16 protein-coding genes are annotated in these 18631 nt (G+C 68.5%); 6 read left to right on the forward strand and 10 right to left on the reverse strand.

The window, feature by feature from the left end; genetic code table 11:
• Positions 1 to 8 precede the first annotated feature (8 nt).
• From G569_RS48375 to G569_RS62580, 5 genes are all read right to left on the reverse strand, one after another.
• The gene (locus G569_RS48375) at positions 9 to 749 is read right to left on the reverse strand and encodes a helix-turn-helix domain-containing protein (RefSeq protein WP_053226355.1); all 741 of its coding nucleotides are present in this window, start codon (positions 747 to 749) and stop codon (positions 9 to 11) included.
• 73 nt (positions 750 to 822) lie between these two features.
• Positions 823 to 3288, reverse strand: a complete 2466-nt coding sequence (locus G569_RS48380) for an ATP-binding cassette domain-containing protein (protein WP_037496609.1) — start codon at positions 3286 to 3288, stop codon at positions 823 to 825.
• Positions 3285 to 4412, reverse strand: a complete 1128-nt coding sequence (locus tag G569_RS0114245) for a substrate-binding domain-containing protein (protein ID WP_084284931.1) — start codon at positions 4410 to 4412, stop codon at positions 3285 to 3287. The genes G569_RS48380 and G569_RS0114245 overlap by 4 nt, the downstream gene beginning before the upstream one ends.
• A 34-nt stretch (positions 4413 to 4446) precedes the next feature.
• Entirely contained in the window at positions 4447 to 5385 is a 939-nt protein-coding gene (locus G569_RS0114250) for an ABC transporter permease (protein ID WP_245602489.1), read from the reverse strand.
• Between the two features lie 346 nt (positions 5386 to 5731).
• On the reverse strand, positions 5732 to 6619 hold the full coding sequence (locus G569_RS62580; protein ID WP_028063899.1) for an NAD(P)-dependent oxidoreductase: 888 nt from the start codon (positions 6617 to 6619) through the stop codon (positions 5732 to 5734).
• 81 nt (positions 6620 to 6700) lie between these two features.
• Here G569_RS62580 and G569_RS0114260 point away from each other — a divergent pair, with 81 nt between their 5' ends.
• Together G569_RS0114260 and G569_RS48385 are read left to right on the forward strand one after the other, a co-directional pair.
• On the forward strand, positions 6701 to 7684 hold the full coding sequence (locus tag G569_RS0114260; RefSeq protein ID WP_028063900.1) for a zinc-dependent alcohol dehydrogenase: 984 nt from the start codon (positions 6701 to 6703) through the stop codon (positions 7682 to 7684).
• A gap of 32 nt (positions 7685 to 7716) precedes the next feature.
• On the forward strand, positions 7717 to 8400 hold the full coding sequence (locus G569_RS48385; protein WP_084284934.1) for a helix-turn-helix domain-containing protein: 684 nt from the start codon (positions 7717 to 7719) through the stop codon (positions 8398 to 8400).
• Here G569_RS48385 and G569_RS0114270 read toward each other — a convergent pair.
• The 4 genes from G569_RS0114270 to G569_RS0114290 all read right to left on the reverse strand — a co-directional run bounded on the left by G569_RS0114270 (position 8331) and on the right by G569_RS0114290 (position 13502).
• Positions 8331 to 9776, reverse strand: coding sequence for an alpha/beta hydrolase domain-containing protein (locus G569_RS0114270; RefSeq protein WP_157592033.1), 1446 nt, complete (start codon positions 9774 to 9776; stop codon positions 8331 to 8333). The genes G569_RS48385 and G569_RS0114270 overlap by 70 nt on opposite strands.
• Before the next feature lie 11 nt (positions 9777 to 9787).
• Entirely contained in the window at positions 9788 to 11176 is a 1389-nt protein-coding gene (locus G569_RS0114275; protein ID WP_157592034.1) for an alpha/beta hydrolase domain-containing protein, read from the reverse strand.
• Between the two features lie 467 nt (positions 11177 to 11643).
• Positions 11644 to 12642 carry an NADP-dependent oxidoreductase gene (locus tag G569_RS0114285; RefSeq protein ID WP_028063903.1) on the reverse strand — a complete coding sequence of 333 codons (999 nt, stop codon included), beginning with the start codon at positions 12640 to 12642 and terminating at the stop codon, positions 11644 to 11646.
• A complete protein-coding gene (locus G569_RS0114290) occupies positions 12639 to 13502 on the reverse strand; it encodes an alpha/beta fold hydrolase (RefSeq protein WP_037496613.1) in 864 nt (287 codons plus the stop codon). Before G569_RS0114290 ends, G569_RS0114285 begins: the two co-directional genes overlap by 4 nt.
• Before the next feature lie 80 nt (positions 13503 to 13582).
• On the opposite strand from G569_RS0114290, the gene G569_RS0114295 reads away from it, so the two are divergent.
• Positions 13583 to 14161 (forward strand): TetR/AcrR family transcriptional regulator, encoded by a 579-nt coding sequence (locus G569_RS0114295; RefSeq protein ID WP_028063905.1) that lies wholly within the window; start codon positions 13583 to 13585, stop codon positions 14159 to 14161.
• A 373-nt stretch (positions 14162 to 14534) separates the two neighbouring features.
• On the opposite strand, the gene G569_RS0114305 is transcribed toward G569_RS0114295, so the two are convergent.
• A complete protein-coding gene (locus G569_RS0114305) occupies positions 14535 to 16727 on the reverse strand; it encodes a PQQ-binding-like beta-propeller repeat protein (RefSeq protein WP_157592035.1) in 2193 nt (730 codons plus the stop codon).
• A gap of 203 nt (positions 16728 to 16930) precedes the next feature.
• On the opposite strand from G569_RS0114305, the gene G569_RS0114310 reads away from it, so the two are divergent.
• The 3 genes from G569_RS0114310 to G569_RS62585 all read left to right on the forward strand — a co-directional run bounded on the left by G569_RS0114310 (position 16931) and on the right by G569_RS62585 (position 18630).
• Entirely contained in the window at positions 16931 to 17455 is a 525-nt protein-coding gene (locus G569_RS0114310) for a hypothetical protein (protein WP_028063908.1), read from the forward strand.
• 133 nt (positions 17456 to 17588) lie between these two features.
• Entirely contained in the window at positions 17589 to 18320 is a 732-nt protein-coding gene (locus G569_RS0114315; RefSeq protein ID WP_028063909.1) for a Gmad2 immunoglobulin-like domain-containing protein, read from the forward strand.
• A 166-nt stretch (positions 18321 to 18486) separates the two neighbouring features.
• The gene (locus G569_RS62585; RefSeq protein WP_157592036.1) at positions 18487 to 18630 is read left to right on the forward strand and encodes a hypothetical protein; all 144 of its coding nucleotides are present in this window, start codon (positions 18487 to 18489) and stop codon (positions 18628 to 18630) included.
• The last annotated feature ends 1 nt before the right edge of the window (position 18631 follow it).

Consider the following 18631-nt stretch of genomic DNA (forward strand, 5'->3'; position numbering starts at 1 on the left):
CGCCGCGGCTAGTCCGCGGCGGCGTTGTTGCGCGTGACGCGCGTGTCGTCGCGCCCGATCACGAACCACAGCGCTTTGGCCGGCACATCGCCGACGTTGAACAGGCGGTGGGGCGTCGTCGAGTCGAAGGCGATCGAGTCGCCCGGCTCCAGTTCGTAGGTGTCGAACCCGACCGTCACCGCGAGCCGCCCTTCAAGCAGGTGGCCGTACTCCCGGCCACCATGCCGGATCAGCGAGCGCTCCGGCGCCGAGGCGCCACCGACCTCATAGACCACGTAGAGGAAGTCGACGCCGTGGTCGGTCGGTGGGCTCATCCGCTCCCACGTCACCCCGGAGCCGAGGTGGATCGACTGGCGCTCGCCGCTGCGGACCAGAGGCCCGTCAGGATCGGGCGCCGGCTGCGTGCGCCGCTTGGTCCGTCTGACCGGCGGGTGGCTCGGGTCGTGATCGTCGGCGGTCTCGTCGCGGCGCTGGTGCGCCGGCGCACTGCGAGGCGGCGTCTGAGGCCGCTCGTCGAAGAACAGCTCGTCGAGTGACATGCTGAGCTCGTTGACGATCGTGTAGAGCGTGCCGACCGACGGCGTCGCCCGCCCGAGCTCGATCTGGGAGATCAAGCTGGCCGACACGCCGACGCGGCGAGCCAACTCGCGGAGCCCGATCTTCTGCCGCTCGCGCTCCTGCCGGAGGCGCTGACCGACCGTCGCGGTCGCTACTGCGGCGGGGTCCTCATCCCCTTGCGGCCGACTCATTGGTTGCAGCATCCGATCATCCGTCCCGACGAGTGTAAAGCCTCGGTCGACATTGACCCGAGCGACTTGACAGTCACGCCACCGCGGTGCCGCCGGCACGCCGAGCTGTGGTGTAGATCGCCGCGGCCGCGAGCGTCAACAGACCCAGGAACCAGAACTGCCATGCCTGCGACAACTGCAGGAACGTCGTCGCGTTCGTGATCTCGGTGATCAGCGCCGCGCCCAGCAGCGCGCCGATGAACGATCCCCGGCCGCCGAACAGGCTGGCGCCACCGAGCACCACCGCGGTGATACTCGAAAGCGTGTAGCTGACACCCTGCGTCGGATCCCCGACCCCGAGCTGCGCCATCAGCATGATGGCGCCCAGGAACGTCAGTGACGAGCAGGCGATGTAGGCGGCGATGAATGTCCGATGGTTCTTGACGCCGAGCCGATGCGCGGCCTGCTCGTCAGAGCCCGCTGCACGCAACGACAACCCCCAGCGTGCCCGCCGCAGTCCGACTTCGAGCGCCACGGCCATCACAACGGCGACGATCAAGGCCACCGGGATCGTGCCGACCGTGGACTGCACGGCATTCACGACGCCGGAGGTGATGAAGCCGCCCTGCTCTGGCCGCAGCAGCAGCGATACGCCTTGCAGCGCGATGTAAGAGGCGAGCGTCGCCGCCACCGGCGTGAAGCGGCCGTACCGCACGAGTGCGCCGTTGGTGAACCCGACCACGACGCACACGCCGAGCATCAGCGCGAACCCGGCCACCATCATTGCCGTCGACTTCCCGTCGACGATGAAGAACGAGCTGACCACGACGGTGAGCCCGGCGAGCGGCCCGACCGATAGGTCGATGCCCGCGGTCATCACCACGATCAGTTGCCCGAAGGCCATGAAGGCCAGCGCGGCGAGGAGTGTCAACAGCGAGGTGATGTTGAACGAGGCCAGGAACCGCGCGTTGTCCGACCATGTGTACAGCGCCAGGAGCACGATGACGACGGCGAGGATCACGCTCGGCGCGTAGTCGCCTTTGGCGAGGCGGCGGACGCGATCGGCCGTGGTCTCCTCGGCGCGCGCGGCCTCGTCGGCGCGCAGCGACGTCGCGGTGACCATCTCGCGGCCGATCCGCTCCTCGGTGACATCATCGCCGCTGAGCTCGCCCACGACCTGGCCGCGCGAGAACACCACCACGCGGTCGCACAGGCCCTCGAGCTCGACACCGTCCGACGACAGCACCAGGACGGGCGTGCCGGCGGACGCGATCTCGCGCAGGATGCGGTAGATCTCGACGTGCGCGCCGGCGTCAACGCCCTGCGTCGGCTCCTCCGCGAGCACCAGCGCGGGCTCGGAGAGCAGCGCCCGGGCGAGGACGACCTTCTGCTGGTTGCCGCCCGAGAGTGTGGCCACCGGGTTCTCGATCGATGCCGTGCGGATGTTCAGCGCGGTGCGCTGTGCCTCGACCGCGTGCCGTTCGCGGGAGCGGTCGAGGACGCCATGTGACGAGTACGCGGGCAAGGCCGACAGCGCCGCGTTCTCGCGCACGGTCAGGCTCATCAATAGGCCCTCGCCGTGGCGGTCGGCGGGCAGATAGGCGACGCCGGCGTGACGCGCGGCGTCGGGACGGCCGAGCGCCAGCGCGGCCCCCGCCAGCTTCGCTTCGCCGGACGCGCGCTCGAGGCCCGCGAGTGCGCGCATGAAATCGCTCTGGCCGTTGCCCGCGATCCCGGCGAGACCGACGATCTCCCCCGCGCGCACATCGAGGGTGACATCACTGAAGTTGTCGCCGGACAGGCCGCGCACGGTCAATGTGCTGCTGCCGTCGACCGCCTCGGCCTTGGGTGGGAACGTCGCCTCGACCGCGCGCCCGACGATCAGGTGCAGGATCTCGTCGTCGCTGATCTCCTCGAGCGCCCGCGTGGCCTGGATCGCCCCGTCGCGCATGACCGTCACGCAATCGGCGATCTGGCGCACCTCGGGCAGCCGGTGCGAGATGTAGACGACGGCCGCGTTGCGCGCCGCCGCGTCGCGCACGGCCTCGAACACGCGCCGGACCTTGTCCGCCCCGAGCGCGGCGGTCGGCTCGTCGAGGATCAGGATCCGCGGCTCGAGCGCCAGCGCCTTGGCGAGTTCGATCAACGCGCGCTGCGCGACGCTCACGTCCTCCATGCGGTCCGAGAGGCGGGCCGTACTGCCGGCGCGGGCGAGCGCCTCGCGCATCCACGCCTCGCCCGGCTTGCGGACCGCGAGCGAGAGGTTCTCGGCCACGGTCATGTCCGGCAGCAGCGCGGGGTGCTGGTGGACGATCGCCAGGCCGAGTTGCCGGGCGAGGTCGGGCGTCAGACGCTCGACGATCTCACCGGCGATCGAGACCGTGCCCTCGTCGGGCGCGATCTCGCCGCCGGCGACCCCCATCAGCGTCGACTTCCCGGCGCCGTTCTCGCCGAGCAGGGCATGCACCTCGCCCGGCCGCAGCTCGAGCGAGACGTCCTTGAGCGCGACGACGCCGGGGAAGCGCTTCCAGACGCCGGTCAGCTCGAGCAGCGCGGTCATTTCGCCAGCGCCGCCTTGATCTGGGGCTTGGTCAGGTGGCTGGAGAGGAACGCGTCACCGGACAGCGTCGGGTCACAGGTGACCTTGTTGGGCTGGCCGGAGATCGAGTCCTCGAACGCCTTCTGCGGGACCTCGGTGGAGTCCGGGACCTTCCCGCCCGTCGCCTTGGCCACCGCGAACTGCACCGCGGTGCGCGACATCCAGTTCTGCGAGTCGACCGTGAACAGCTTGAAGTCCGGGTTGGAGGACTGCTGCTTATCCCATGCGCAGGCGAGGACGTTGGCGTCCTCGGTGGCCACCGCCGGGATCTTGCGGTTGGCCTGATCGAACGCGCCGAACGAGCTCGCCAGTGCCGCGCCGAAGTCGGTCGTGATGGCATCGATCTGGGGGTACTTGGCGAGCACCGCGGTGACGACCTTCTGCGTCTCGGCAGGGTCCCAGTTGGTGACGTAGTAGGGCGTCGTACCGATGAACTTGATCCCCGGGCTGCCGGCGATCGCCTGCTTCATCCCCTCGAACTCGGCCAGGCTCTGCGAGTTCGCCGGCGGGCCGCCGAGGTTGATCACGTTCCCCTTGCCGTTGAGCGCCTTGACCAGCCAGTCGCCCCACAACTTCCCGGCCTGCGTGAAGTCGGTCGAGATGAAGTAGTCGTAGTCCTTCCCGGGGGTGCCGCCGGGGTCCACCCGGTAAGGCACCGTGACGACGCCGGCCTGATGCGCCTGGCGCAGCGAAGGCAGGATCGCCTTGCCGGCGTCGGGGAAGACGACGAGCGCGTTCACGCCCTGGGCGACGAGGCCCTTGATGTCACTGATCGCCTTCTGCGTGTTGCCCTGGCCGTCGGTGTAGATGTACTTCGTCACGCTCGGACACTTCTTGGCCTCGTCCTGGGCCTCCGCCGAGGTGATCCGCCGCCAGTTGTTCGCGCCGAACCCGTCGGCCAGAGCGAGCGTGATCTTCTTGGACCCGCACCAAGACGGCGCCCCGGCGACCGGCTTGCCGGCAGCTGCCGAAGCGTCTCCACCACCGCCGTCGCCCCCGCACGCCGCGACGCCGATCGCGAGCGCCGCGGCGCCGATGGCGAACCACGCCGCGCTGCCGCGGCGGAACTGCGCAAAGACGCTCATGCTTGCTCTCTCCTCGATTGCATTCCGGCTTGACCTAGTCCTGCGTCGCGAGCCCGGGGCGGTGAGACCGCCACTCCGTGAGGCGCTGGCGAACGCGAGACCACGGGACGCTGTAGATCGCGATCCCGACCACAAGAGCGAACGCCTGGACCAGGCTCTGAAGCGCCTCGCTGACGCCCGAGGTGAGCAGGAACTGGTCCAGTTGCGTCAGAAACAGCGCGGCGATCGCGCTGGCGGCGACATCACCGCGGCCGCCCAGCAGCGACGTACCGCCGAGGACCACCGCGGCCACCGACGGGAGCAGGTAGCTGTCCCCCTGAAAGGCGCTGGGCGTCGACACGACGCCGGCCAGCAGCACGCCCGCGCAGCAGTACAGCAGCGTCGCCCCGACGTAGGCGCTGAGTTTGTAGCGGCGGACGACCAGGCCGGCCGCCCGCGCGCCCGTGTTGCTGGCACCGACGCCCTCGAAACGTCGGCCGGCGACCGTCCGCTTGACCACGAACGCGACCAGCAGCGTGACCGCGACCGCGATCGGCACCGTGATCGGGACGCCCAGGACGCGGTCGCTGGCGAAGTTGCGCAGAGCGTCGGTCGTGGTGCGGGGCGTACCGCCCGAGATCTGCAGCACGGCGCCGTAGAGCAACGCGTTCATGCCGAGCGTCGTGACGATCGCGGTGATCCCGACGCGGCTCACGAGCAGCCCGGTGATCACCCCGGCGACGAGCGCCGCGCCGAACGCGAGCAGCAGCGCCACCACGACCTTGCCCGAGTCCCCGTTCGGGTAGCGCGTCATGATCACGACGGTCAACGAGATCATCCCCGGCACCGACAGGTCGATGCCACCCTGCTGGATGACCAACGTCTGACCGACCGCGACGATCGCGAGGATCGCCGCGAACGGGAGCATCCCCAGCAACGAGCTGTGACGCACGCTCTCGGGCTCGACGATCAGGCTCACGAGGAACAGCAGCACGGTCGCAGCGACGATCCCGGCCGCCCCGCCGATGCGGATTCGCGTCCGGGCTCGCGGCGCGGACACCTGGTGAGGGACCGGCGCCGCGCGTGCCGGCTCGGCCACTGGTGTGCTCGAGCTGGGACTGGAACTGCCGGGGATATCGGGGCTCATCCGCTCATTCCTCCGCTCGCCGCGCGTGCTCGCCGTTCGAGCCAGCCGCGTCGGCCACAGTTCAGCATTACTACACAGCTACTGCGGTCGTGTCAAGTCTCAGCAGACGATTGGAATCGACGGTTCTCGGCCGTGCAGCGGAGTTCCGAGAGCTATCCGTCAATCCGGGATGGACGAGCGTCGTTCAAGCGAGCTACACGAGCTGCGGCAGCGTCTTGCGCTGTCCCGCGTCCTGTTGCAGCTTGGCCACAAGGACCGCGAAATCGAGTTCGCCGAGCCCGGCGCCGATGCACGCGCGCAGAAGTTGCTGGACCGTCGCGGCGATCGGGACCGGCACACCCGCCGCGTCCGCGCAGTCCAGCACCAGGCCGAGATCCTTGTGCATCAGCCGAGCGGCGAACGTGGTGCTGTAGTCGTCGGCGATCAGGGGTTCTGCCTTGTACTTGGCGAACGGCGAACCGACCACCGAACCGCCGATCACCTCGAGCATCTGCCCGCGGTCGAGCCCGTGCCCCTCGCCCATGACCAGCGCCTCGGCCAAGAGCTGCATCGTGCCGGCGACCATCAGATTGAGCGCGAGCTTCATGACCCGCGCCTCCTCGCCGGCACCCAGATGGAGCACGGTCGGGCCGATGGCATCGAGCACGGGCCGCACCGCGGTGAATGCGTCGTGATCGCCCGAGGCGAGGATCACGAGCCGGCCAGCAGCGACGACGCCGGGATTGCCGCTCACGGGCGCGCGCACATACGCGACCCCGGCCTGCGCGATGCGCTCTGCCACGCGCGTCGACGAAGTCACGTCGATGGTCGACATGTCGATCACGACGTTGGGCGGTGACGGCGCCGCAAGCACCTCGCCCAGAACCGTCTCGACGGCTGGGCCGTCGGACAACATCGACACGCAGACGTCGACTCCGGCGCAGGCCGCTGCGGGTGTTCGAGCGACCTGTACACCGCGTTCCGCGAACTCGCGCCCGGGCCCGGGCGAGCGGTTGTACACCGTGAGGCCAAACCCGGCCGCCTCCAGGCGCCGTGCGATCGGCGCGCCCATCGCGCCGAGGCCGAGCACTGCGACGTTCATCAAGTCCTCCGCCGTTGCGTTCAGCTCGACTGTACAGTATACGTAGATGCCGACTGAACAGTCGCTCGACGAGGAGAGAAGATGAAGGCCTTGGTGTTCGAAGCCCCGCATCGCGCGGCGGTAGCCGAGATCGACGCGCCCGAGATCGGACCCGATGAAGTCCTTATCCGCTCGCGCGCCGTCGGCATCTGCCACTCCGACTTCGAGCTCTTCGAAGGTCGCTACATCATCCCGATCTCCTACCCGATCATCCCCGGGCACGAGTGGGCCGGAGAGGTCGTCGAGGTCGGCTCGGCCGTGAACGACCTGCGTCCCGGTGATGCCGTCGTCGGCGAGTGCGTCGTCGGCCCGGGCGGGCGCGATCACTTCGGCTTCTCCATCAGCGGGGCCGACGCCGACTACTTCAAGGCTCGCGCAGAGTGGCTGCACCGCCTGCCCGAGGAGATCGATTACCGCACGGGAGCGCTCGTCGAGCCGTTCTCGGTCGCCTACAACGCGGTCCTGACCGCGGGTGGGATGGATGCGAGTGACACGGTCGCCGTGATCGGCGGCGGCCCGATCGGCCTGCTGTGCGTGCTCGCCGCGTCAGCGAGCAATGCGCGCGTCGTGCTGATCGAGCCGCAGGCGACGCGTCGCGAGCGAGCGCTGACGCTGGGTGCGCGCGCCACGCTCGACCCGACCGCCGACGATTTCGAGGAAGCCGTCGCCGAGGTCACCCAGGGACGGGGCTTCGACGTCGTCCTCGAGGCCGCCGGCGTGCCCGCGGCGATGGCGAACGCGCTGCAACTCGCCGGCCACGGAGCGCGCATCGTCTACGTCGGGATCGACGTGGGCTCGAGCGCCCCCGCGCAACTCGGTCTGATCCAGTCCAAGGCGCTGCGCATCCAGGGTGTCATCGGCTCGCCCGGCGTCTGGCCGAAGACGATCCGGTTCCTGGCGAGCGGCGTCGTCGATCCGACGCCGATCGTGACCGCCGCGTTCCCGCTCGATCGCGGCCTGGAGGCGCTCGCCGCCGCGCGCGACACAAGCGCCAACGTCAAGGTCCACATCGAGCCAGGCGCTTAGCCATCCTCGACCAGCCCCTAGGATCCCGGGCAGTGCCCGCCCGGGACCCAGCATCGCTGCCCTCGCCACTCGACCAGACGGGCGACCGCCTCCGCGAGCGCCGGCAGGAACTCCGGATGTCCGCCCGCGAGCTGGCGCGCCGCGTGTCGCTCTCACCCAGCCTGATCTCGCAGATCGAGCGGGGAAACTCTGTGCCCTCCGTCGCGACGCTGTACGCGATCGTGTCCGAACTCGGTCTGTCGCTCGACGAGTTGTTCTCGCTCACCGGCAACGGCGATCACCCGCCCGCACCGGTCGCGCCGCGGCCGAACCCGGTGGTGCGGGAGGACGAGCGCGAGAGCTTGAAACTGGCCTCCGGGGTGCGCTGGCAGCGGTTGACCCCGGCGACAGACCCGCGCGCCGATTTCCACTTCCTCATCTACGAGCCGGGCGGGGCGTCGTGCGAGGAGGGTGTACTCGTGCGTCACTCGGGCCATGAGTACGGCCACGTGATCAGTGGCCGGCTCGCGGTCACGATCGGTTTCGATACGTATCGGCTCGGCCCGGGGGACTCGATCTCGTTCGAGTCGGCCCAGCCGCACCGGCTCGCCACCATCGGGGACGAGCCGGTGCACGCGGTGTGGGTCGTTGTCGGGCGCCTGGAGCCCTACGGCACGTTCGACAGCGCTGGGATGGCCGACTCCTCGGCCTCGTCGACCAGCGGGCCGACGTCGTAGGGCTGAATCCAGCCGTCGGACACCGCGTCGTTGACCGCGCGGGTGAACTTGCGCACGTAGATGTCGTGCGTCGGGTACAGCGACGCCAGGGTCGCCGCGTCGTAGGGCTGCTTGTTGCCCGCCAGCGTGCACGTCCCGACGCCGGTGTTGCCCTCGCCCTTCTGCGCGCCGGTCGGAACCACGATCTGCGGGAGGCGAACGCCGCCCTTCGTGATCCCCAGCTCGTTGCGGACGTAGTCGGTCGCCGTGCCGTTGGTCTGCACCTGCAGCAGCGGCGGTGTTGCCGGCTTGCGACCGTTGACGATCCAGCGCCCGATCGCGTCGAACGCCGTGTCGACGAGATCGCTGACATGGACGTCGTTCATCTGCTCAGGGCAGGTGTTGTACTGCAGCGGCGGGTTGGCGAAGGGCCACTCGCGGAACGCCTGGATGCGCATCAGCGCCTCCTCCTCGGCGTTGAAGTGCGAGGTGCCGGCGGCCTCCCAGAGGCGGAACGAGTCCGAGTTGGCCTGGCGCGCCAACACGTAGCGAGGCTGGCCATTGCGGACGACGTCCGACTCCGACTCGAGCGTCAGCACCTTCGCCGGGACGTCCGCGCGGATCAGCGTCGGCGAGGGGACCGGGATGCCCGGCGCGAGGTCGGCGCCGCCCGCCGAGCGGCTGTGGATCAACAGGGCGTCGAACAGCTGATCGCGCGGCTGAATGGCGTCCGCGTACGTCACCAGACGCGACGCCGATTGCGAGTCTCCATACGCGACCGTCTCACGCGGATGCCCGCCCGCGAGCGGATCGACCTTGCGACCGTTCAGTACGCCTTGCGCCACCTGGGAGAAGATGTCGTAGGAGTACTGGTCGCCCGGATGCGTCAGGGTCCCGTAGCGGTCCGGATCCCACGCGATCAACCCCGTGGGCGATGTCACAGTGATCGCCTGCGCGGTCACGCCGACGTAGATCGAGCCGCTCTTGAGCAGTTCGTTGTGGCCGAAGATCCAGCCGACGTCCAGGTCGCGACCGGTCGTCGCGTTCATCCACTCGAACACGACGGTGCCGTTGAAGCGGCTCATGTCGATCGGACGTCGGACGATGATGCGGGTCTTGTAGGGCGCCGTCGTGGACGGCTTCACCTGCCACCGGCCTTCACTACCCAGCGTGCCGACGGGCGCGTACGCCCGCGCGGTCCCGGAGACGAAGAACTCCTGCTCGGTGTACCCGTGCGAGCGCAGGTCGACCGACGACGACGTGTACGGGATGCCGTGCGTCCCGTCGAGCGAGCGTGGCGTTTTCACGGGGCCGCTGATGGCCGGCGACGGGACGATTGCGGCCTGTGCGGCGCCGGCGATCGACAGCGTCGCGGCCAGCGCGACGGCGGCGAACATGCAGCGCGGGCTCATGGGACGTCCGCCCGCGCGGCTTCGGCCACGGCCTCGACGGCGTCGGCGGGCAGCAGCCACCCCTCACGGACAAGCTGGGCGGCGCGCAGCGTGACCTTGAGGACGTAGACGCCGTGCGTCGGGTAGAGCGCCTTCAGCTTCTGGTGGCTGAACGCCTCCTGATGTCCCACGCTCGAGTTGCTGCAGAACCCGGCGTCACCGGGCAACGGAGCGTTCGTGTCGAAGTACGTCGCGGTCGGAACGTCCAATCCGATCGAACGCACACCTCCGAGCTCGTTCCCGTTGGCGTCCTTCGCCGTCGTACCGTCCGCGTTGAGACGGATGCGCTGCGCGTGCGGCGGTGACCAGCGCGGATCAGTCGTCCAGCGCTCGAGGTTCTCGAGCGCGACGCCCCATTGCTGCCGGAACGGGAACGCGTTCATCGGGTGCTGGCACCGGAACGGGTACATCGTTGCCCCGAACGACGTGTTCTTGAGCTGCAGGAACGTCGGGAACTGGTCAGGATGGGTCGCCGCGTCGGCGTGCGCCGGGCCGGCGACCTCCCACGTCCGGTAGCGATCCGCGGGCGCGTCGCTGTCGGGCCGCTGCTGCGAAGCGGGCTCGGGATGGCTGTGGAGCTTGATCACCGGTACGCCCGGTGGGATCACCTTCTGGCGCGGGTCGGTAGCGGGGATCGCGGGCGCCGTCGAGTTGATGCGCGGGTAGCCGCTCGGCTCGCCGACGATGTAGCCGTCGACGATCGGGCCGCCGCCGGGCATCCGCATCACGCGGGAGAAATCGTTGACCCAGATCTGCACGATCGCTCCGGCGCCCGACCACCCTGACATCAGCATTCGCCGGACTGGATAGCCGGCGAGCGGGCTCGTCGGGCCGCCGGACTTGATCAGCTTGCCGACCTGTGCGATCACGTCCCAGTTCAGGCCGTCCTCGGGGTAGTTGATCGACGCGTACCGGATCGGGTCGTACTCCTTCGCCAGCCCGACGCTCGACGTCAGCGGACCGCCGCGGCTGGTCGTGATCCGCACCCACGCGTCGCCGTCGCGCATCATCTTGTCGTGGTTCCACGCCCACACCTGCGTGTCCACGCCGAACTGCGGATGGCTCATCTCGTACTGGACGGTGCCGCTGAACCGATGCGGGTTCTTCGGCCGGCGGACCAGGATCAGTGTCGTGTACGGGACGTTCGGCGTCTTGACCTGGAGCGTCTGGCCCGACGCGTCGTACTCGTAGACGTTGGCGTTGCCGGAGACGAAGTACTCCTCTTCGACGTACCCGTTGCGGGCGAGATCGACCGACTCGGCTGCGCCCGGCAACTGTGCCGTCCCGATCGGGATGGACGTTGCGGTCCGCGGGATCGGCCCCTGCAGCGTCGGAGTCGTGGGCACCGTCGGTACCGCCGGGGCCGCAACGGCCACCCCCGGCATCACGAGCAGGACCAGTGAGAGACCCGCGACCGCTCCGCGGCGGCGCGCGACACGAGGAAGCGCGTCGACAAACGTCGACGTCGGACGACTGAACACATCTCTCCCCTCTTCAGGACGCAGACGCGCCTCACGGAGACCGGGCGAGGCGCCTACGACCGCATGGTTAAGACGTACTGGACACTAGTCCGATCTGAGCGCGCGTGTCAAGCGAAAATGAACGCGGAGCGCACACATCGAGGTGCACGGTGTTCACTTCTGGACAACACGCCAGCTGACCTTGTTGCGGTCACGCCTCTGCCGAGGAGGCTTCTAGCCCGCGAACGCGACCGCGGCGCACACCTGAGCCTGCTCGATCGGGTGCTTCACCGCGAGAGCCTTAGTCGACTCCACCCTCATACGAGGGGTCGCATCGGGCGAAACGGCTTGAATCAATCGAGGCTGATGACGACTTTGCCGTTGGCGCGGCCCCGTTCGACGTAGGCGAGGGCCTCCGGAACCTGGTCGAAGGGGAACGTCTTGTCGATGATCGGTCGGAGGTACCCCGCGTCGTAGAGGGAGGCCAGCTCGCTCAACTGGGCGCCGCTGGCCTGCATGAACAAGAACGAGTAGCTCACACCGAGCTTGCGGGCCTGCGTGTGGACCTTGCGGCTGAGCAGCCCCATCACGATGCCCATGACCTTCGGTGCCCCGAGCTGCTTCGCGAACCCGGGATCGGGAGGGCCTGCCACGCCGATCGCCAGTCCGCCGGGTTTGAGGACCGTGAGGGACCGCTCGAGGTTCTCGCCGCCTCGCGAATCCAGCACGACGTCGTAGCCCGAGAGGACCTCGGTGAAGTCCTCCTTGGTGTAGTCCACGACGACGTCCGCACCGAGGCTGCGCACCAGCTCCGCGTTGTCGCCGCGGGCGGTCGTCGCCACTGTGGCGCCGAGGTGCTTGGCGAGTTGGATGACGGTCGAGCCCAGGCCGCCGGACCCGGCATGGACGAGAACCTTCTGACCGGGCCGCACGTGGGCTCGGTCGACAAGGGCCTGCCATGCGGCCAGTGACACGAGTGGTACCGCGGCCGCCTCGTCCAGTGTGAGAGAGGCCGGCTTGAGTGCGACGTCGTTGTGGTCGATCGCGATGTGTTCGGCGAATGATCCGATCCGCAGATCGCGCGGACGAGCGAAGACCTGGTCGCCGACCTGGAAGTCGCGCACGGCCGGTCCGACCCTGGTGACGATTCCAGCGACGTCGTGACCCAACACGAACGGGGTGCGGTACTTCAGGAGCCGCTTGAACTCCCCGTTGCGGACCATGGAGTCCAGTGGGTTGATGGCGGCCGCGCTCACCTTGACCAGCACGTCACCGTCGCCGACCTCAGGCTCGGGTACGTCAGCGGCGCTGAGACCGTCCTTGCCGTACCGCTCTACGACGAACGCCTTCACAGGAACTCGAGCGCGCGTTTGACGAAGTCCTCGTGGAACTGGAACACGCCGCCATGCCCGGCATCGGGATAGATGACGAGCTGGCTGTTCGGGAATCGCCGGTCGAGATCGACGGTGTTCTTGGTGGGCACCATCTTGTCGCTCTCGCCGTTCATCACGAGCACCGGTTGATCGATGCTCGAGAGGTCCGCCGGCTCCTGGCGACCCCACCGGTGGATGGCCTTGAGCTGGGCGCGAAATGCGCCGACGGAGATGGCGTTGTCGCGGTCGTCCGTACGTTCTTCGAGCCGTGCCAGGAACTCCTTCGCCGCGGCGCGCCCGTTCGGCGTCCTGGTGAAGAACAGGAACTCCTTGGGGTCATGGCGGGTGAGAAGGCCTCGCGCGGTGTCCAGATAGGAGATGCGGGTGACCTTGTCGATGCCCTCGCCGCCCGCGGGACCGGTCCCGGCGAGGATCATCTTGCGCACCAGTCGCGGCTCGCGCTGCGCGATCACCTGGGCGATCATGCCGCCCATCGAGAACCCGAACAGGTCGACCTGATCGAAGCCGAGCGCGCGGATGAAGGTCACGGCGTCACTCGCCATCTGCTCGATCGTGGTCGGCGTGGAACCACTCGAAGCGCCAACACCGCGGTTGTCGAAGGCGATGACCGGATGCCTGGTAGCGATGCCATCAACGACTCGGGGGTCCCAGTTGTCCAGGACCGCCGCCAGGTGCGTGAGGAGCACCACGGGCACGCCGGTGGCCGGACCCAGTCGACGGTAGGCAAATCGTACGCCGCCGGTGTCGAGGAAGTGCGTCGGCGCGTTCTTCCACGTCGTGTTCAAAGCCGCGTCAGTGCGTGCGCTGGTCGTTGTCATCCCGTCGCTCCCTGCGAGTCCCGCATCGTGATTGACTTACGATCATAATATCATCGTACGATCGTAATACAATGCGGGTCATGCGCTACGGCAAGGACCAAAAGCAGGCCACGAGACAACGCATCGTCGAAGCGGCCGGGCGGCGCTTCAAGAAGGACGGCATCGACGGCGCCGGCGTAGCAGCAGTCATGTCCGACGCCGGCCTGACCAACGGCGCCTTCTACGCCCACTTCGCCTCAAAGGAGGATCTCGTCGCGAACGTCCTCGCCGACCAGCTGCGCGGCCAACGCCAGAACCTTGACGCCGAGGCCGCGGATCGAGCAGGACTCGAGGCGTTCATTCGCGCCTATCTATCTCCCGAGCACCGCGACCAGACCGCCGATGGCTGCCCTTCGGCTGCGCTGCTCGACGAGATCGTCCGACGCTCCGTCGCCACCAGACAGGTGTTCACCGACGGACTGATGGCCGAGATCGATGACATCGCGTCGCGCCTGGAGACGACGGACATCGAGGCCGCTCGCATCGATGCGCTCACGGCGTTCGGGCTGATGGTCGGCACCCTGCAGCTGGCCAGGGCACTGACAGACCGTGACTTGTCCGATCAACTCCTCGCCCGCGGCGTGGAAACGACGCTGAAGCTGCTCGCCGAAGCGACGTGACCGACACTCTCCTGGGCGATCAGCGCGAGTGTCCGGACGAACGCCCAGCGCGGATGTCAGCCAGATCCTGGACGGCGTGCTCCGGCGGGTCCGTCTCGAGCTCGCGAAGCCGCTCGACCCTCGACGGGCTTGTCAGCTCCTGTGAGTGGTGCGTATCGCTGCCTTCGACCGCGCTCAGCGCGTTGCGAAGGAGAATCGAGACACGCCCGGTGCACAGTCCCACGTGCTGGGCAAGGTCCTTCTGCGTCTCGACCTGGGAACGAAACCGCCGTCTCGGCACGATCCGAGAACTCAAGGCGCCATGGTTGCGAGCCGGTTCGCGAACTGGACGTCCTGTCGCTCCTCCGCGAGGAGGCCACAGCCGCGAACGTGGCTAGGGACGGTGACCCGTAGATGCGGCGGCCGTGGATGCTGCCGGGAAGATTCCGAGGCCCGTTTGGCCCGTACCGCCGAGCGAGGTGAATGATCCGGCGGCCACGAGCCCCGCGGGCATGGTCAACAGGGCCGTGACCACTCCGTCGGCTCCGGGGTCCCAGGGGGTTGGCGCTCCGCTCTCTGCGTCGAGTGCGGCGATGTGGTGCCGCGCGGCGCCGGCGATGGTTCTGAAGGCACCGCCGACGTAGATGGTGCCGTCGAGGACGGCGAGCGCGTGGACCGGCGCGTCGGCGCCGGCTCGCCACGATTCGACCTTGCCGGACGAGGCGTCGACGGCCGCGAGGTGTGCCCGGGACTTCCCGCCGACGTGGCGGAAATCGCCGCCGAGATACACCGTCCGGACGGTCAGGGCGATGGCACGAACGCGGCCGTCCGGGTTCGGGTGCCAGGCTGTGACGCGACCGGTACGCAGGTCGATCGCAGCCAGGTGGCGACGGCGTTGGCCTCCCACGCGGGTGAAGTTGCCGGCGACGTAGAGCGTGTTGGCTTTGATCGCGAGCGTGTTCACGGCGCCGTTCGTGTCGGCGTGCCAGCGTGTCGCGCTGCCGGTGCGAACGTCGAGAGCTGCCAGGCCGCGGCGCGGGCGGCCGCCGATGCGCCTGAAGTCACCGCCGACGAACAGCCGGCGCCCATGCACGGCGAGCGCCCGTGGCCGGCCGGTCGGGCTGACGTGTGCGTTCCAGCGGCGTGCTCTGCCTGTGGTGGCATCGAGCTCGGCGAGCCCGTGGCGGTGGCGGCCGCCGATCTCGACGAAGTCTCCGGCGGCGAACAGGCGGTCGTGGTGCGTCGCCATGGCGTCGATCGGTCCCAGGTCCCAGTTGTCGGTCAGATCGGGGGCGAACGCGAGCAGCGCGCCCGTGTCGAGATCGATCGCCGCTCCATTGGTACGGGTCTCGCTGTCCAGGCCGCTGAAAAGGCCGCCGGCAAGCACACCGTCGTCGGTCGCGACCAGCGACGACACCTCCCCATCCGGCCTCGGATTCCACGACCCCAGCACGCCGGTGGTTGCGCTGACGACGCGAAGGAACCGACGGTTTGGTCCAGCTACCGAGTCGTAGCCGCCGCCGGCGTACACGCGGTCGCCGGCGGCAGCCAACGCCAAGATCGGCGAGAGCTCGGAACACCAGCGGACGTCAGCTCGCGTCGTTGCGGCGAGAGCGACGAGGTACATCGGATGACGCCCGTCGAAGCTCCCGCATCGCTCGCCGGTGAAGCCGAAGCTCACACTGACGTACACGGTGTCCCCGGCCGCCGTGATTGCTTCGACTTCGTTCATGAGCCTGTCGATCTCGCGGGGGTTCCACGGGCTCAGCTCCCCGGTGGTGGCGTCGAAGGCCGCGATCCCTGGACGGACCTGACCGGCGACCGCGTCGAACTGACCCGTGACGTACAGGGTGCCGCGATCGATCAGTAGGCGCTGCACCGCCAACGGCTCGCCCGGAAAGTCTTGTCCGGTCACGTCGGGGTTCCAGGCGTTCAGGCGGCCGCCGGCCGTGTCGAAAGCTGTGAGATGCTCGCGGCGCGCCGAGCCCACGCTCGTGAAATCCCCGGCCACGTACACGGTCCCGGCCGTCGCGGCAAGCGCGGTCACCTCCGAGCCGTCGAGACGTGGAGCCCACGTACGCACCTGACCGCTCACGGCGTCGACCGCGGCCAAGTGGCTGCGCGGCTGCCCGTCGATCTCCTCAAAACGCCCGCCGACGTACACCGTGTCGCCCACGACGGACAACGCCATGACCCCGCCGAACCCCGGGTCCCAGTTGCTCAGATCCACGTCAGGCGACCAGTTCAGGTCGAGTTCACCAGCGGACCCGACATGCGCCAGCCCAACTCGCCGCTGGCCGGCCACATGCGTGAACGCGCCGCCGATGAACCAGCCGCCCCCGCCGTCCGGCACTACCGCGCGCACACTGCCGTCGACCTCCGGCCATGCGGCATCGCGCGCCCCCGAGGCGTCGAAGCGCACCCAGTGGCCCGTGCGCTTGGCCACGGATGAGAACGTACCTCCCAGATACATCACGTTTCCGGGTCCGGCCAGCAGGGACGTCACAAGACCGTCGGTGGTGAACCCCGACGCGGGAACTGGGGCAACCTGCGCGCTCGCCGGAGTGCCGGCGATCAACAGCAACATCGATGCCAATGCGAGTTGCCCCAGCCGCACGATGGGCGATCCGGATCCCATGGCCGGAATCGGATCACGTCCCCCCGGCGTCGACAACCGCAACCGACCACGATCCCAAGTCCGTAGTTCGACGCGATGACCGCGGAGTCGCCGACGGCGACGATTGACCGATGTGGAGGACGTCTTTCTGGCTCTCAGGAGCCGGTCGTGCAGTGTTGACGACCGTCGCAGTACTCGCGGCCAACGTTGCCGGCGGTTTCGACGCTGGCGCAGCGACGGCTGCCGTGCGACTGGACAGCGGAACAGCATCCGTACTGGCCGACGACATCGGTTTCGATCACTTCTGCGACGCGGACTGTGACGTTTCGCTTCACCGCTGCTATCGCGTCGATTCCCTGCGCGTCGACTGCATCATGAGCCTGGACACCGGTGGCGACGACTGGCGCTATTTCGTCATCGCCACGGCGCTCGTCGGGGACGTATTGCAGTTCGGGGACTACTCGATCAGCGGACACCCGCGCATCACACGATCGTTGATCCGACGGTGGCCGCCCGGCTTCCACACGCGCCGAATCGCCGAGTGGTACGCGCACTCCCCGTGGACCAAGAGTGGGTTCAAGATCTTCTATCCGAACCGCCTTCTGCGAAAGCACGTGGGCTACGGGAGGCCGCACCTGCGATCGGTCATACGCGCCCAGTGTCACCTGCAGCCTCGGCTGCACTGCTCCTGGCGCTAGCCGTACTTGCTGCTGATCCCGTCTCGGTAGTCCGGCCTGATGCGCTCGCCTGGAGCGAGCGGTATCCATCGATGGCATGGCGCCCGGGACACACCAAGCCGCACCGAGACGCTCGTGGAGCGTACGGTCGGCGGTGCTCGTCGCCTTGCTCGGAACGGCGGCGTGCGCCCTGACGGCGACCGGTGCCCCCGCCTCCGGTCGCACCGTCAATCTCACGGCGTTGCGCGTCCGCACCGCCGATCATCCCGCCGCAGTCCGGGTGGTGGTCGACTTCACGGACGGCCGGCTCGATGGCAACGACGGTGAAGTCACCGATCCAGTGCCGTTCGACGGCTCGGCCATCGTCGTCGTGCGGCATCGCGCGATCGAGAATCGTGCGGCGAACGTCAACGCCGACGGCGTGCGGACCACGATCGCCCAGGGCACCGACAAGCTGACGATCCGCCTCCGGAGCGACGCTGGGCGCTTCAAGTACATCGCCTACAGCCAACTTCGCTCGCCCGAACGTGGCGTCATCGATCTCTACAAGAGCGCGCCACCGAGCCCGGCGGCCGAGATCAGGCAGAGCGCTGACGGGTGCCTTGCCTTGCGCAGCTGGCGCGTCTCGGGCGAACGCGTGCTGGTGAGTGGCAACGCGCGTGACATCTTCGAGAACCAGTTCGTCACGATCGTGCGCGATCGAGTCGGGCACGTCATCGGCCACCGGCCGGTCAGCTTCGGAGCATCGGGCGCCTGGTCGAGCACGATCCGGTATCGAAGCAGCCGCGTCCAACCCGCGACGCTCGAAGCGGTCGACGACTCCGAGCGCGACGGGTCGCTCGCATGCCTCGCGCAAGTGCGCGTCCAACTGCAGCGGACGAAGTGAACGGAGCCATTGCCATGATCCGCTTGAGCATCCCAGTGCTCGCTGTATCCCGGCAAGCTGCGCGTCCGCTTCTTCCGCGGCAGCAGTCACTACTGGGTGCACCAGATCTCTGTCGCCGGACCGACCGACCGCACAGCCAAGGGCATCGGTGTCGGCTCGACTTCCGATGAAGTCAAGGCGCGTCGCCCATGTCAAGTGCGACGCGACGAGCTGCTACACGACGAATCCCGCAACCACGCCGGTGTTCACGATCTTCGCTCTCAAGGACGGCCGAGTCTCGAAGGTCGTCGTCGCCTACGTCCCCGACTGAG

The sequence above is a fragment of the Solirubrobacter soli DSM 22325 genome, from assembly GCF_000423665.1.
Lineage (GTDB): Bacteria > Actinomycetota > Thermoleophilia > Solirubrobacterales > Solirubrobacteraceae > Solirubrobacter > Solirubrobacter soli.